Source organism: Kribbella sp. WER1, from assembly GCF_054189145.1.
Genome location: NZ_CM135186.1, coordinates 1,446,272 through 1,460,285, shown reverse-complemented (window position 1 = coordinate 1,460,285; position 14,014 = coordinate 1,446,272). Strand labels below are relative to the sequence as shown.

The following is a 14,014-nucleotide window of genomic DNA, read 5'->3' as shown; positions in this document are numbered from 1 at the left end:
GCCGGGAATGAGGCAAGTACGAGCCACCCCACTCGGGTGGATCATCTGGGCGGTCGTGGCGTTCTTCTTCGTCAACCTGGCCGGTGTCGTGCTGTCGGTGCTGGTCAGCTCGTTCGGCCAGAAGTGGTTCGACACCTGGTTCCCGAGCGGTTTCACCACCAAGTGGTACGGCGACGCCTGGCACGAGTTCACGTTGTTCCACGTCATCGTCGTCACGCTGCTCGTGTCCGCGCTGGTCGTCGTACTGTCGGTCCTGGTCGGCGCGCCCGCGGCGTACGTGCTGGCCCGGAAGAACTTTCCGGGCAAGCGGCTGGTGTACCTGACGTTCCTGCTGCCGATCCTGATGCCGCCGATCACGTACGGCATCCCGCTCGCGACGGTGCTGTACAAGTTCGGGTTCGCCGGGCACCTGTCCGGGGTCGTGCTGGCCAACCTGGTGCCGTCGGTGCCGTTCGTGATCCTCACGATGACGCCGTTCATCGAGCAGGTCGACCCGCGGATCGAGGACGCCGCCCGGATGCTCGGCGCCGGGACCCGCGCGGTGTTCGTGAAGATCCTCGCGCCGCTGCTGGTGCCCGGGCTGCTCGCGTCCGGGATCCTGGTGCTGGTCCGGACGGTCGGGATGTTCGAGCTGACCTTCCTGACCGCGGGGCCGGACTCGCAGACCCTCGTGGTCGCGCTGTACTACTCGATGTCCGCGGCCGGCATCCGCGCGCAGCAGTCGGTCGACGCGATGGCCATCATGTACACGGCGATGATGCTGGTCCTGCTGGTGGTCGCGCTGCGCTTCGTCAACCCGACCCAACTCGTGGCCCGGGTGAAGGAAGAACCCGCCGAATGACCCGAATGACCCGAATGACCCGAACGAAAGGCCGTGAAGCTTGTCCAGGCTGAGTCTCACCCATCTCCCCGTTGCCCCCGCGGTGGACCCGAAGGCGTTGTCGGTCGGCGTCGTGCACCTCGGGATCGGCGCGTTCCACCGCGCCCACCAGGCCGTCGTCACCGAACGCGCCGCGGTCGCGACCGGCGAGACCCGCTGGGGGATCACCGGTGTCAGCCAGCGGTCCAGCACGGTCCGCGACCAGCTCGCGCCGCAGGACGGCCTGTACTCGGTGCTCGAACGCGGTCTCGGCGACCCGTCGATCCAGGTGATCGGCAGCGTCCGCGACGTACTGACCGTGCCCGAGGACCCGGAGGCGGTGGTCGCCCGGATCGCCGACCCGGCGGTGGCGGTGGTGACGCTGACCGTGACCGAGAAGGGGTACCGGGCCGCGGGCGACGGGCTCAACCTGGACGACCCGGAGATCCAGGCGGACCTGGCCGGGCGGCCGCCGCGGACCGTCGTCGGCCAGTTGGCCGCGGCGCTCGCCCGCCGGGACGAGCCGTTGACCATCCTGTCCTGCGACAACCTGGTCGCCAACGGGCCGTTCCTGCGGAAGCTGGTGGCGGACTACTTCGATGCCCTCGGCAAGGTTCCGGCGGCGTTCGAGGCGAGCCGTTTCCCGGCCGGCATGGTGGACCGGATCGTACCGGCGACCACCGACGCGGACCGCGACGAGGCGGCCCGGATGCTCGGTGTCCGCGACGAGGCGGTGGTGGTTGCGGAGCCGTTCCTGCAGTGGGTGATCGAGAACGACTTCGCCGGGCCGCGGCCCGCCTGGGAGCAGGGCGGCGCGGTGCTCACCGCCGACGTCGCTCCATGGGAGCAGGCGAAACTCCGGATGCTCAACGCGACCCACTCGATGCTCGCGTACCTCGGCGCGCTCCGCGGGTACGAGACGATCGCCGAGGCGGTCCGCGACGACGAACTCGGCGCCCTCGCCCGGCAGTTGATGACCGACGACGTGATCCCGACGCTCACGCCGCCCGACGGTCTCGACCTGCCGGCGTACGGCGAGACCGTGCTGGAGCGCTTCGAGAACCCGGCGCTCAAGCACCGCACCCGGCAGGTCGCGATGGACGGCTCCGTCAAGCTCCCGGTCCGGATGCTCGGCACCGTCCGCGACCGCCTGGCCGCCGGCGCCGAACCGCAGACGATCTCGCTCGCCGTCGCCGCCTGGATGGTCTACGTCCTCCGCACGCCCGACCTCGACGACCCACAGGCTCCACGCCTGCAGTCCGCCGTCGCCGGCATCACGGACCCGGCCAAACTGGTGGACGCCCTGCTGGCAGTCGACACCGTCTTCACTCCGGACCTCCGCGACTCGACCCTATTCCGGGACCTTCTGATCACCCATACAACCGCCCTGCTTCACTAGGCTCGAAATTACAGGATCCGCTGAGGGATCATCTGAGCAAATAAGCGTTGACCGCCCTGACCTCGTCGGCGAGGTCAGGGAGTTCAATGACTTCGACGTTCGCGGCTGTTAAGAGCTCGACGCCCTCGCAGTCGACGAAGATCGAAGGTTCGCGCCAGGCTAGGACGACGCGGGGTATGCCGGCAGCCAGGATCAGCTCGGTGCAGGTTCGTGGGCGGGAGGCTCGTTTGCTGCAGGGTTCGAGGCTGGTGTAAATGGTGGCTCCGCGAAGGCGGGGATCGTCGGAGGCGAGTTTGGTGAGCGCGATTTCTTCGGCGTGGTCGTGCGGGTCGGTCTCACGGGAGTAGCCGGTGGCCAGGACTTGGCCATCGGGACTTACGATCACGGCCCCCACGCAGAATGCCGTGGCCGAGGGTGGGCACGAGCGGGACAGGGCGATAGCCTGCTTGAGCCAATAGCGGTCGTCGCGGTCAGGCATTGGTGGGGTCCTTCGGGAGGTAGCGGAGGAGGACGACGTCTCCGATTTGCCTGACCTCGGTCAGAGCCATGCGGTTGGACGGGCTCTGAGGGAATTGAGCATCGCCGACGAAGCGAGGCGCGTTGCTGTCCCCCACGAAGAATGGGGCAATGACCAGGTGGATCTCGTCCGCGAGGCCAGCGGCGAGGAACTGGGTATGCATCGTGCCGCCGCCTTCGACCATAAGTCGGCTCACGCCGCGCTGAGCGAGGTCGCTCAGGACGAATCCGAGATCGACTGTCGGCCCGGCATCCACGACCTGGCTCACGGCCCCGACGGCAGCGGTGGCCGGTTCGACTGCAGACGTTGGGACGTAAACGACCTTGTCGACCTCGCCAGTTGAGAAGAATTTCGACGACGGATCGAGGCCGCCTGAACTGATCGTGACCTTGATCGGTGACTCGGTCAGGCCCGCGTCCACCCGTCGTTTGCGGCGGTCGTCAGATCGGACCAGGAGGCGGGGATTGTCCCGGCGGATGGTGTTGGCGCCCACGAGGATCGCGTCAACGCCGGCCCGGACATCGTCGACCCGGTCGAAGTCCTCGTCGTTTGACAGGAGTAGTCGCTGGTCGGTGTTGTCGTCTATATAGCCGTCGATGGATGCCGCGACGGACAGCAGGACGTACGGGCGATCAGTCACGGGATTCTCCTCGGTCTGCGTGGATGATGACCTCGTCGAGCATGTCAACGAAATCATCCGTCATCTGTTCGACGTCGATCGTGCTGGCCCCAGGATCCAGGTACGAACATTGGTCCAAGGTGACCAGACTGTGCGGCGGCATCCAGGAATTCAGCGCGGGGTTGCGATGTAGGTGCTGGTGTACCACTTGCGCTGTACCACCGCTGCCACCGTAAGGGAGCAAGCGTTTCCCCATCGCCATAGCCAGGTCGGCTTCGGCCCGAGTGCCTTCCCCGCCACCGACGAGCACGACGTACTCGGCATCCGCGATGACATTGCGGCGACCGAAGATCGCCACAGCCCCCCGAAGGCCAGGTGGTTGGTAATGGTCGGCAATGTGGGTCATTACCTCGATCCCGATGCCGATCGGTCCGTGATTTACTCGCAGACGCCTCACCATCACAAGCCTGGCCAGGGCGCGTACGGCGGCGTCCACCGCGTGGGTGTTGACGTGAGCTGCTCGACTGCCACAGATTGCGATCCTGGTACTCGTGAGGTCGGAGCCATCGAGTCGACGTCGATCTCGCTCGCCGACGGCACCGGTGTCCGAGTTCGACATCTCGCGCTCGTCTCGAACTGAGGAGACCAGCGCGTCTGCAGGGGCAAGTCCCATCAAGATCCGTGCGCTGTCGGGCAGCCGGAGTCCTTCGGCAATTCGAGTGAGTACGCCGATGTCCGAGACCTGACCGTGGCGTGTGCCTCGAATCCAGTTCGATACGTCTGATCGGTCGTGCTCGGTGAGCAGTGCTAGCTGCGTCTGCGTGCAGTCGTCGAATGCATCCAAGTAGCTTCGGAACAGCGCTCCGATGTCGCGTCGCGCGAGTGCCGTCTGAACTTGATTGCCACGCCAGAAAGACGGTGGCACCGCGTTCGGATCAAAGACCTTTCGACGGGTCACCTGGCTCGCCCTCTCGTGACCTTCACATACCGAGGGTAGCGGGATGGTGCCATCCCGTGGACTGGTACCACGGGTTGCATCGATTTCGCTTTGCCGCCGCCCACTCAAGCATGAGCCGCAGACTTCCCGCGCTGACTCTGAGGGGCGATCGACATGAGAAGCACATACCCGACCGAAGCGAGTCGAGGATCGGCGACCACCGTCGTCGGCTCTGATCCGAGAACCGGTCTCCCGGTCCGTTTGTCGATGGACCGCACGCTGAGGCTGAAGGTGATCGATGCCTGCGGGATGACCTGTACCTTCTGCCACAACGAAGGAACGCCGGTTCTCGCAGACAATCTGGGAAAGGCGCCCGGCGAGATGACCGCGGCCGGTCGATCTGGCCGGGTCTCGATCTATCTCGGGACCAATGGCGCCAAGTTCCTGCCGGCGACCGTCGCTCCTGACGCGAGCCTCGCCTCGACGCTGGACACGCTCCGCAATGCGCTACACGTCGACGAACTGCATCTCACTGGCGGAGAACCGACGCTGCACCCGAAGCTCTCCGAGGTCGTCGCGCTCGGCGTGCGCGCAGGTTACAAAGTCTGCGCGACGTCAAACGGAGAGAACGGTGCGCGGGCACTCCCGGCCTGCGGAGAAGCTGGGCTTGATCGCGTCAACTTCTCGATCTTCGGAACGACCGCAGCCGAGCTCGCGCAGGTGCAGCATGAGAAGTACGCGAACATTGGACGTGCGGAACGAAAGATTCAAGCACTGCAGGCCGCGATTCGAGTGGCCATCGCACACGGCATCGGGGCGAGTGCGAACATCGTCGTTCCTGACACCACCCATGTGCCGCGAGTTCACAGGCTGCTGACCGAGTACGTGCCGGGAATCTCCGTCCGGCTGCTCAACTCGCTCGATGACGGTGAGAAGTCGATCGACGCCATCCACGAACTGCTGGGTGAGCTGAAGGCTCGACCGATTGGCATCAGCGTGACCGCCGGCGCGTCCGGGTGGAGGACGGCGTACCGTCTGCCATCGGGGCGGGTCGTGTTCTTCAAGCAGATCCGCCCGGTGCGCCTGCCTCAGACGTGTGCCGGTTGCCGGTTCAACAACGGCACAGACTGTGAGGAGGGCTACTACGGCGTGCGGCTCTATCGAGATCGTGAGGGGACCTTTCAGGTTGGTGTCTGTATCCAACGCATGGACCTCTGCCTTCCTGTGGAAGAGTTCGTTCGTACCGAGCTGCTCGAAGAAATTCTTGCGCTGCGGGAGACCGAGTTTCGAAAGCTGGCGGCGAAGTACGGCGCCGAGGGAGAATGAGATGCCGATCGAGTTCGAGGCCAAGGTGCTGGACGTCGAGCCGGATGGGATGGCGAACAGGATTCTCTCGCTCGGCGGGCGTCGGATCGGATCTCGCTTGATGAGGCGGTATGTCTACGACATCCAGGCGGGGGACGAATCGCGATGGATCCGACTGCGGGATACCGGGGCTGACGTGACGTTGACCGTGAAGGAGATCGCACACGACGGTATCGACGGTACGACGGAGACTGAGGTGGTGGTCGGAGACTTCGAGACCACCAACGAGTTGCTGCGGCGCATCGGATTCGAGCCGAAGTCGTATCAAGAGAACCGGCGGGCCAGCTTCGAGCTCGCCGGTGCTCAGCTGGAGCTCGACTGGTGGCCACGGATTCCGCCGTACCTCGAGATCGAGGGTCGTTCTCATGAGCACGTGGTTGAGGTTGGTCGCATGCTGGGGATTGCCGCCGACGAGCTCACCGGTGAGAACACCACCAAGGTGTACGCGCGATATGGGATCGATCTGACCGAGATCGCCGATCTTCGGTTCCCTGACTGAGCTGGCGTTCAGATTAGCCTGGATCTCGTTCCGAGCTGAGGAACGGTGAGCCCAGATTGGTTGCGTTTGTACCGTTCGCGGTGCGGATCAACTGCGTACCCGGGGCAGGATCTTGCCGTAACCCAGCCCACCGGAGCTGGACTTGTATCTCGGACTTCCGACTCACTAGTTCAGTTGGGAAGGATAGTCAGTAGGCCTGAGATGTCGAGGACTGCCCGGCCGGTGGTGAAGGTGCTGGAGGTGTCCTGGCCGGTGGTGCGCCATTGCTGTGCGGTGTACCACTGGCCGGCCTTCTGGAAGCGGTCGGCGGTCAGGCTGTCGAGGATGTAGGCGTTGTCGTTCAGCGTGACCGCGCCGGCCGGGATCGCCGCGCCGGAGTTCTGCACCATGCCGGTCGCGGTGCTGCCGCCGCGCATCGTCACCTGGTTGCCGGAGACAACGATGCCGCGGAGCAGGTTCTGGCCCCAGGGGCCGGAGCCGCGGGTCCGGGACTGGATCGAGATCCCGTTCACGTTGTTCGCCACCACGTTGTCGCGGACCTGCACGTTCGACGAGGTGTTCACGTTGATCCCGCCGCCGTCCCACAGCGACGTACCGGAGCCGCGGCCGGTGCCGAAGCCGTTGCCGCTGACCGTGTTGTTCGCGATCACCCCGTTGCGGCCGATCTCGTAGCGGATCCCGTCCGCCGCATTGTCAACAATCTGATTGTTGCTGAACGTGCGGCTGTCGTCGTACGCGTCGCTCCACAGCCCGACGCCCAGATTGTCGGCAATCAGATTGCCGACCACCGACCCGCCGGACGACCAGGTGGTCTTGATCCCGCCGGACTCCCAGTCGGCGATCCAGAACCCGTCGGTGTTGTTGCCGGTGACCTCGTTCGCGCAGATCGTGGCTTTCAGCGTGCTGTACTGCCCGACGCCGAGCTGCCCGTTGTCGTGGATCCGGTTCTGCTCGAGTACGGCGCTGTCCGCGTTCACGAGCATCGCGCCGACCGCGTGGTTCCAGCGGATGTCGTTCGCGTACACGTGCCATCCGAGCCCGAGTACGACGGCACCGGCCTGCGGGGGAGTGGCGAAGTGCTCGATCGTCAGCCCGCGGACGACCACGTTGTTCCCGCCCGGCGCGATCGCGGTCGGCGTACTCGACATCTCGATCGTGCGGCCGAGCGGGTTGTCGCCGAGGTAGACCGCGTTCGCGGTGTAGTCCGCATAGAAGGTGCCGGGGGCAACCTTGTCGCGGGACGCCACCCGGGTCAGATGCCGGCCGTCGCGGAACACCTGCTCGCGGAGGTAGCAGATGTTCGCCTGGTTGTCCTCGCACTGCCCGGTCTGCGCGTACGCCGATGGCAGCACCCCGGTCGTCACCCACGCCTTCGGTCCGTTGCCGGACGGCGACCAGCGGTTCAGCCGGACCGAGCCGGTGAGGACGGCGCCGCGGTCGCTCGCGAGGACCTGATCGGCCTTCGGGTGGATCGTGTCCCGGATCCGGTGCAGGCCTGCGGCGAAGCAGAACGTCGTACCGGCCGGAGCCTTGTCGACGATCGCGGCGGCGTCGTCGGAGGTGCCGATCGGTACGCCGCTGCACGCGGGCGCGAGCGCCGGGCCGGTCCGGAACGACCCGTCGACGGGCGGTACGGCGGTCGCGGATAGCGGGCCGACGGCAACCAGACTGGTGCCGGCGACAACGATTGCCAGAAATGCAGTCTTCATAGCGGAGCCTCCGGTGGCACAGGTAGCCCTGAGCGCACCCCCCATGGCGCGGCTTCGCTACGCAGGTTACCCCTACGTCACGTAGTCATGGCAATACGTAACGCACAACTATGTTGCGAAAGGCAAGCGGTGGCGCCGCGGCTCAGTTGGCGAGGAAGCTGCCGACCTTGTCCAGCCCGGCCTGCCGCCAGCCGGCCGGGGTGAGCTTGGTGCCGAAGCGGGCGAACCGCTCGGTGCCGAGGCTGTCCAGCACGTACTTGTTGCCGCTGAACACCACTTCGCCGGCCGGCACTTCGGCCCCGGAGTTCTGGACCATGCCGGTTGCCTGGGTCCCGCTGATCATCTCGATGGTGTTCCCGTTGACCTGCACGTCGCGGAGCAGGTACGTCCCCCACGGGCCGCTGCCGCGGGTCCGGGACTGGATCGTCACGCCGTTGACGTTGCCCGCGACCCGGTTGCCCTTGATCGTGACGCCGGTCGACGTGTTCACGTTGATCCCGCCGCCGTCCCACAGCGACGTACCGGAGCCGCGGCCGGTACCGAAGCCGTTGCCGGTGACCGTGTTGCCCTCGATGGTGCCGTTCCGGCTGATCTCGTACCGGATGCCGTCCGCCGCATTGCCGACGATCTGATTGTCGACGATCTGACGACCGTCGTCGGCGACGTCGGCCCACATGCCGATGCCCCGGTTGGCCTTGATCACGTTGCCGCTGACGGTTCCCGACGAGCGGGTCGACTTGATGCCGCCGGACTCCCAGTCGGCGATCCAGAAGCCGTCGGTGTTGTTCGAGCTGACCACGTTGCGGGTCACGTTCGCCGCGGCCGAGCTGTACTGCCCGAGGCCGAGCTGGCCGTTGTGGTGGATCAGGTTCTTGTCGACGACCGTCTTGTCGGCATCGACGAGCATCACGCCGACCGCGTGGTTCCAGGAGACGTCGTTCGCGGTCACCCTCCAGCCCGGACCGGAGACCAGTGCCCCGGCCTGCGGCGCGCTGGCGAAGTGCTCGATCGTGAGCCCGCGGACCACGACGCCGCTCGCGTTCGACTCGATCGCGGTAGCGGTCCTCGACATCTCCAGGTCGTGCCCGGACGGGCTGCTGCCGAGGTAGATCGCGTTCGCCGCGTAGTCGGCATAGAACGCACCGGCCCGCACCGCGGACAGGCTCGCCACCCGCGTCAGGTGCGTGCCGTCGAGGAACAGCTGCTCCCGCAGGTAGCAAATGTTCGCCTTGTTGTCCTCGCACTCACCGCTCTTGCCGTACGCCGCCGGCAGCGCGCCGCGGACGACCCACGCGGACCCCGACCGCACCCAGCCGGTGAGCGGTACGGACCCGGTCAGTACGGCGCGCTGCGCGCTCGCGAGCACCTGGTTCGCCTTCGGCCGGATCGTGCTGCTGATCCGGTGCACACCCGCGGCGAAGCAGAACGTCGTACCGGCTGGCTTCGAGCTCACGATCGACTGCGCGTCCTGCCCGGGCTTGATCACCACGCCGCTGCACGGACCGGCGACCGCGGGACCGGCCTTGTCCGAGCTGACCACCGGCGGCTTCGGGACGGTCGGCTCGACGGGCTTCGCCGGCTTGGCGGTGGTCGGCGTACTGCCCGGTTTCCGGGTGGGGTGCGAGCCCGGCTTCGAGGCGGGTGCGACGGTCGGCTTGGTGGACTTGACCGGCGCGGTCGGTGTCGTCGGCGTGGTCGGCGTAGTACCGGCGCGGTGCGACGGCACGACCCGGGACGCGGCCTGCTCCGACTCGTGGAACTTCGCCGTCGTCGACGCCTTGTGCTCGTGGGCGATGACCGGAACGGCGACGGCGACCACGGCGACACCCGCAGCAAGCAGCGCTGCGATCCACGACTTCCTCAATGCACTCTCCTGGGAGCGGGCGAGACCAGGCTGTAGTTACCGCGGGACTTAAGGTAGTGCCATGCGGGTCGCCATGCTGCACAACCGTTACCGGACCGGTCAACCCAGTGGTGAGAACACAGTTGTCGCGCAAACGGTTGATTTGTTGCGGAACTCAGGCCATGAGATCGACCTTTACGCCCGGAACAGCGACGACATCGCGGCCATGAGCCGAAAAGATCGCACACTGTTACCGTTTCGATCCGTTTGGTCATTTTCGGCGGAACGCGATTTAACACAGCTATTGCAAGCGCAGCGCCCGGACGTGGTGCACGTCCACAACACCTTCCCGCTGTTCAGCGCCTCGGTACTGCGCGCGGCCCACCGCCTGGACCTGCCCGTCGTCGCGACCCTGCACAACTTCCGGCTGCTGTGCGCGAACGCGGTGCTGCAGCGCGACGGCCGCCCGTGCGAGTCCTGCATCGGGAAGCTGCCGTTCGCCGCGGTCAAGCACGGCTGCTACCGCGAGTCGCGCGCCCAGACGCTGCCGCTGGCCACGAGCATCGGCGTGCACAACACCCTGCACACCTGGCAGCGGTACGTCGACACGTTCGTCGTACCGTCCGGGTTCGTCCGCGACCGGTACGTCGCGGCCGGGTTCGACGCGGAGCGGTTCGTGGTGAAGCCGCACGCCGTACCGCATCCTGCCGGGGTCCGGGACGGAGCGGGCGACGCGGTGGTGTTCCTCGGGCGGCTGAGCGAGGACAAGGGGTTCGCGGATCTCCTGCAGGCGTGGGATTCCGGGCTCGGGCGGCTGGTTGTCGTGGGCGACGGTCCGCTGCGCGCCGCGGCCGAGGAACGGGCCCGCACAGACCTGTCGATTCAGGTACTCGGTCAACTACCGTGGGCGGCCGGCATGGATGTCCTGCGGTCCGCGCGCGCCGCCGTCGTACCGGCCCGTTCGTATGAGACGTTCGGTCTCGTGGTCGTGGAGGCTTTCGCGCAAGGAGTACCGGTGGTCGCGTCCCGGCTCGGCGCGCTCGCGGAGCTCGTCGACGACGGCCGGACCGGCGCGCTGACCGAACCGGGCGATCCGGAGGCGCTGCGCAAGGCTATCGGGTTGGTGACTGATCCCGTGACTTCGATAGCCTGCGGCGAACGAGCCCGCGAGGTCTACCTGGACCGCTTCACACCGGAGCGTGACCTGGCGGCCACGGAAAGGATCTATACCGATGCGATCGCCCGGCACACCGCCCGCGGCGGGTCGGACGCGGGACGCTGGGCGGGTCGTGCCCGCCGGGTATAAGGTCACGCCAGACGCAGGGGGCGGCGTCTCGGACGAAGGAACACAGGAGTTCGTGTTGGGGGAACGTACTTTGCCGCGGATCGGATGCGTCGCCGGGGTTTTCGACCTGTTCCACGTCGGGCACGTCGACGTGCTCGAGCGGGCGGCGCAGTTCTGCGACCGGCTGCTGGTCGCGGTGCTGTCCGACGAGTGGGCGCTGGACAACTGGGGCGCACGGCCGTTCGTGCCGCAGGTCGAGCGCGCGCAGATCGTCGAGCACCTGCGCTGCGTCGACGAGGTCGTTGCCGTCGACAGCGTCCACGCCGATCGGCTGACCGGCGTACCGGGGGTGCAGACCGTGTTCGCCGCGAGCGCCGCGGACGGCGTCCTGGGGGTGAGCGAGCTGGCCGGGTTGCCGGCCGGGCTGATCACCGTCCTGCCGGCCGGCCGCCGGTCCCGCAGCCCGATCCTGCGCGCCGCGATCGACCAGCGGCAGTCCCGCAGTTCGGTCGCATGAGCGCGCTACGGGACACGGTCGCGCGACTGTCCCAGGCGCAGAAGCCGTCTGCCGGTACGCCGGCGTACTCGCGGTTCGTGAACCGGCGGATCGGCCGGGTGTTCGCGGCCGCGGCGTACCTCGGTGGCCGGACGCCGAACCAGGTCAGCCTTGCCTCCGGGTTCTGCTCGCTGGCCGGAATCGTGCTGGTGGCAACGATCCGCCCGTCGTTCGGCCTGGCGCTGCTGGTGACCGCGCTGCTCGTGCTCGGGTACGGGCTGGACTCCGCGGACGGGCAGCTCGCCCGGCTGCGCGGCGGCGGCTCGCCGCTGGGGGAGTGGCTCGACCACATGATCGATGCGGTCAAGATCGTGCTGCTGCACAGCGCCGTACTGATCTCGTTCTACCGCTTCGATGCCTTCAGCAATCATCTGGTGCTGCTGGTCCCGCTGGCGTACGTGTGCATGTCGTCGGTGCTGTTCTTCGGCCTGATCCTGATCGACCAGCTGCGCCGGCGGCACGGCGGTCCCGCGAAACCCAACGAACGCGGCGATTCCGTGGTCAAGTCGTTGCTCATCGCACCGACCGACTACGGCATCCTCTGCCTGGTGTTCCTTGCCTTCGGCACCCCGTCGGTGTTCGTCGTGCTGTACGGCGCGTTGCTACTGCTGAACCTGCTGTTCCTGGCCGCCGCGATCGGCAAGTGGTACCGCGAGATGGCCGTGCTGGGGGTGCCCGCGTGACGACCGTCGGCTACGCGCCCGGGGTGTACGACATGTTCCACATCGGCCACCTGAACATCCTGCGCCGCGCCCGCGAGCACTGCGACCACCTGATCGCGGGTGTCGTCGAGGACGACGTGGTGACCCGGATCAAGGGCCGCCCGCCGGTCGTCCCGCACGCCGAACGGATGGACGTGATCCGGGCCCTCGACCTGGTCGACGAGGTGGTCAGCGACTGGTCCAGCGACAAGTTCGAGATGTGGCAGCAGTTGCGGTACGACGTCCTCTTCAAAGGGGACGACTGGAAGGGAACCGAAAAGGGGACCAGACTGGAGCGGCTGCTGGGAGAGGTCGGCGCACAGGTGCACTACTTCCCGTACACCGCCTCCACCTCGAGCACCGATCTGCGCAGGCTCCTGGAGGGGATGAACTGATGCCCGGCCGGCCGAAGGGCGCGTCCGCGGACGCAACGCCTGCTGCACGGCTCGCGACGGCGCAGGCTCCTCGGACGCGCCCCAAGGTGCTGCTGAGCGCGTACGCCTGCCGGCCGTCGGGCGGGTCCGAGCCGGGCGCCGGATGGGCGTGGGCGAAGGCCGCCGCCCGCGACCACGACGTGTGGCTGCTGACCCGGGGCAAGTTCGTGCACGAGATCCACGAGGAGCTCGCGGCGCGGCCGGTCCCCGGGCTGACCGTCGTACCGCTGGAGATGCCGCGCTGGATCCTCCGGCTCCGGCGACGGCCCGCGGACGTGTACTGGTACTACCCGCTGTGGCAGGGGCTGGCCCGGCGTACGGCGCGGGAGCTGCATGCGCTGCACTCGTTCGACGTCATCCACCACCTGACGTTCGCGGTGGACTGGATGGGCGCCGGGGTGGTCGAGGAGTCGTCCGCCAAGGTGATCTGGGGCCCGGTCGGCGGTTCGACGACCGCGCCGCTGTCGATGGCGCACTGGCTCGGCCCGCGCGGCGTACTGGGGGAGCTGGTACGACGCGCGTACACCGGCGTCCGGCGCCGCCTGACCGGCCGCCGGATGGCGCAGACCGCGGACCTGATGGTTGCCCAGAACAACGACGTCGCGGAGGCGTTCGCGCCGTACGCCCGGCAGGTCGTCGTGCAGCCGAACGTCGCGATCCGGCGGTTCACCGCGTCCGGTCCGTACGAGCCGTTCAGCCGCGGGGTGAAGACCGCGCTGTTCGTCGGCCGGCTGATCCCGTGGAAGGGCGTCCTGCTCGCGATCAGCGCGCTGGCCCGCCCCGAGGCGTCCGGCTGGGAACTGCGGATCATCGGCGACGGCCCCGACTGGGGCCGCGCCGAAAGCCTCGCCTGGCAACTCGGCGTCCGCGACCGCGTCGAGTTCATGGGCGCCCTGCCGCGCGAGGAAGTCCTCGCCGCGATGTTCCGCGCCGACGCCCTCCTCGCCCCCGCCTTCCGCGAAGCAGCCGGCTGGGCCGTCACCGAAGCCCTCGCCTCCGGCTGCCCCGTCGTCTGCGTAGACCGCGGCGGCCCCGCCGTCATCGTCGGCCCCGACGAAGGCATCACCGTCCCCTGGCGCGGCGACGTAGTAGGCGAACTGGCCCGCGCCCTCTCCTCCCTCACCGGCCGCATCACCCCCGTAGACCGCTGGGGCCCAGACCGCCTCCCCGCCCTACTAGCCACCTGGTACACCCCCGCCCACGTCCCCGCCGACTAACCCCACGCCCCCGCCGCAGCCCCCGCCGCAGCCCGCGCCGCAGCCCGCGCCGCAGCCCGCGCGCGAGGGGATAT

General features: G+C 67.6%; 14 protein-coding genes. 9 read left to right on the top strand and 5 right to left on the bottom strand.

The genetic code is table 11. The annotated features are described in order from the left end of the window. Window positions 1–7: 7 nt before the first annotated feature. Window positions 8–841: an ABC transporter permease gene (locus ACXJJ3_RS07130; RefSeq protein WP_458169164.1), complete on the top strand. Its 834-nt coding sequence runs from the start codon at window positions 8–10 to the stop codon at window positions 839–841. Window positions 842–881: 40 nt separating this feature from the next. Then, the gene (locus ACXJJ3_RS07125; RefSeq protein ID WP_458169163.1) at window positions 882–2,258 is read left to right on the top strand and encodes a mannitol dehydrogenase family protein; all 1,377 of its coding nucleotides are present in this window, start codon (window positions 882–884) and stop codon (window positions 2,256–2,258) included. Window positions 2,259–2,286: 28 nt separating this feature from the next. On the opposite strand, the gene ACXJJ3_RS07120 is transcribed toward ACXJJ3_RS07125, so the two are convergent. Genes ACXJJ3_RS07120 through ACXJJ3_RS07110 form a run of 3 tightly spaced genes read right to left on the bottom strand, consistent with a single transcriptional unit; the run spans window position 2,287 to window position 4,352 of the window. Then, window positions 2,287–2,736, bottom strand: a complete 450-nt coding sequence (locus ACXJJ3_RS07120) for a deaminase (protein ID WP_458169162.1) — start codon at window positions 2,734–2,736, stop codon at window positions 2,287–2,289. Then, the gene (locus ACXJJ3_RS07115; RefSeq protein WP_458169161.1) at window positions 2,729–3,415 is read right to left on the bottom strand and encodes a RibD family protein; all 687 of its coding nucleotides are present in this window, start codon (window positions 3,413–3,415) and stop codon (window positions 2,729–2,731) included. Before ACXJJ3_RS07115 ends, ACXJJ3_RS07120 begins: the two co-directional genes overlap by 8 nt. After that, window positions 3,408–4,352: a hypothetical protein gene (locus ACXJJ3_RS07110; protein WP_458169160.1), complete on the bottom strand. Its 945-nt coding sequence runs from the start codon at window positions 4,350–4,352 to the stop codon at window positions 3,408–3,410. The genes ACXJJ3_RS07115 and ACXJJ3_RS07110 overlap by 8 nt, the downstream gene beginning before the upstream one ends. 246 nt (window positions 4,353–4,598) lie before the next feature. Between ACXJJ3_RS07110 and ACXJJ3_RS07105 the strand changes: the two genes are divergently transcribed. Together ACXJJ3_RS07105 and ACXJJ3_RS07100 are read left to right on the top strand one after the other, a co-directional pair. Further along, window positions 4,599–5,657: a radical SAM protein gene (locus ACXJJ3_RS07105; protein WP_458169159.1), complete on the top strand. Its 1,059-nt coding sequence runs from the start codon at window positions 4,599–4,601 to the stop codon at window positions 5,655–5,657. Between the two features lies 1 nt (window position 5,658). Then, window positions 5,659–6,195 (top strand): class IV adenylate cyclase, encoded by a 537-nt coding sequence (locus ACXJJ3_RS07100; RefSeq protein WP_458169158.1) that lies wholly within the window; start codon window positions 5,659–5,661, stop codon window positions 6,193–6,195. A 170-nt stretch (window positions 6,196–6,365) separates the two neighbouring features. Here the strand turns inward: ACXJJ3_RS07100 and ACXJJ3_RS07095 are convergent, their stop codons facing one another. Then, window positions 6,366–7,904, bottom strand: a complete 1,539-nt coding sequence (locus tag ACXJJ3_RS07095) for a right-handed parallel beta-helix repeat-containing protein (protein WP_458169157.1) — start codon at window positions 7,902–7,904, stop codon at window positions 6,366–6,368. Window positions 7,905–8,046: 142 nt separating this feature from the next. Next, a complete protein-coding gene (locus ACXJJ3_RS07090) occupies window positions 8,047–9,768 on the bottom strand; it encodes a right-handed parallel beta-helix repeat-containing protein (protein ID WP_458169156.1) in 1,722 nt (573 codons plus the stop codon). Between the two features lie 61 nt (window positions 9,769–9,829). On the opposite strand from ACXJJ3_RS07090, the gene ACXJJ3_RS07085 reads away from it, so the two are divergent. Genes ACXJJ3_RS07085 through ACXJJ3_RS07065 form a run of 5 tightly spaced genes read left to right on the top strand, consistent with a single transcriptional unit; the run spans window position 9,830 to window position 13,940 of the window. Then, window positions 9,830–11,053, top strand: coding sequence for a glycosyltransferase (locus ACXJJ3_RS07085; protein ID WP_458169155.1), 1,224 nt, complete (start codon window positions 9,830–9,832; stop codon window positions 11,051–11,053). A 55-nt stretch (window positions 11,054–11,108) separates the two neighbouring features. Beyond that, window positions 11,109–11,549 carry an adenylyltransferase/cytidyltransferase family protein gene (locus tag ACXJJ3_RS07080; RefSeq protein WP_458169153.1) on the top strand — a complete coding sequence of 147 codons (441 nt, stop codon included), beginning with the start codon at window positions 11,109–11,111 and terminating at the stop codon, window positions 11,547–11,549. Next, on the top strand, window positions 11,546–12,271 hold the full coding sequence (locus tag ACXJJ3_RS07075) for a CDP-alcohol phosphatidyltransferase family protein (RefSeq protein WP_458169151.1): 726 nt from the start codon (window positions 11,546–11,548) through the stop codon (window positions 12,269–12,271). The genes ACXJJ3_RS07080 and ACXJJ3_RS07075 overlap by 4 nt, the downstream gene beginning before the upstream one ends. Beyond that, window positions 12,268–12,684 (top strand): adenylyltransferase/cytidyltransferase family protein, encoded by a 417-nt coding sequence (locus tag ACXJJ3_RS07070; RefSeq protein ID WP_458169149.1) that lies wholly within the window; start codon window positions 12,268–12,270, stop codon window positions 12,682–12,684. Before ACXJJ3_RS07075 ends, ACXJJ3_RS07070 begins: the two co-directional genes overlap by 4 nt. Continuing rightward, window positions 12,684–13,940, top strand: a complete 1,257-nt coding sequence (locus ACXJJ3_RS07065; RefSeq protein WP_458169147.1) for a glycosyltransferase — start codon at window positions 12,684–12,686, stop codon at window positions 13,938–13,940. Before ACXJJ3_RS07070 ends, ACXJJ3_RS07065 begins: the two co-directional genes overlap by 1 nt. Window positions 13,941–14,014 lie beyond the last annotated feature (74 nt).

What these genes read in the sequence shown, in the direction of transcription:
- ACXJJ3_RS07130 (WP_458169164.1), top strand. Translation starts at nt 8, where the DNA reads ATGAGGCAAGTACGAGCCACCCCACTCGGGTGGATCATCTGGGCGGTC.
- ACXJJ3_RS07120 (WP_458169162.1), bottom strand. Translation starts at nt 2,736, where the DNA reads ATGCCTGACCGCGACGACCGCTATTGGCTCAAGCAGGCTATCGCCCTG.
- ACXJJ3_RS07105 (WP_458169159.1), top strand. Translation starts at nt 4,599, where the DNA reads ATGGACCGCACGCTGAGGCTGAAGGTGATCGATGCCTGCGGGATGACC.
- ACXJJ3_RS07100 (WP_458169158.1), top strand. Translation starts at nt 5,659, where the DNA reads ATGCCGATCGAGTTCGAGGCCAAGGTGCTGGACGTCGAGCCGGATGGG.
- ACXJJ3_RS07095 (WP_458169157.1), bottom strand. Translation starts at nt 7,904, where the DNA reads ATGAAGACTGCATTTCTGGCAATCGTTGTCGCCGGCACCAGTCTGGTT.
- ACXJJ3_RS07085 (WP_458169155.1), top strand. Translation starts at nt 9,830, where the DNA reads ATGCGGGTCGCCATGCTGCACAACCGTTACCGGACCGGTCAACCCAGT.
- ACXJJ3_RS07075 (WP_458169151.1), top strand. Translation starts at nt 11,546, where the DNA reads ATGAGCGCGCTACGGGACACGGTCGCGCGACTGTCCCAGGCGCAGAAG.
- ACXJJ3_RS07065 (WP_458169147.1), top strand. Translation starts at nt 12,684, where the DNA reads ATGCCCGGCCGGCCGAAGGGCGCGTCCGCGGACGCAACGCCTGCTGCA.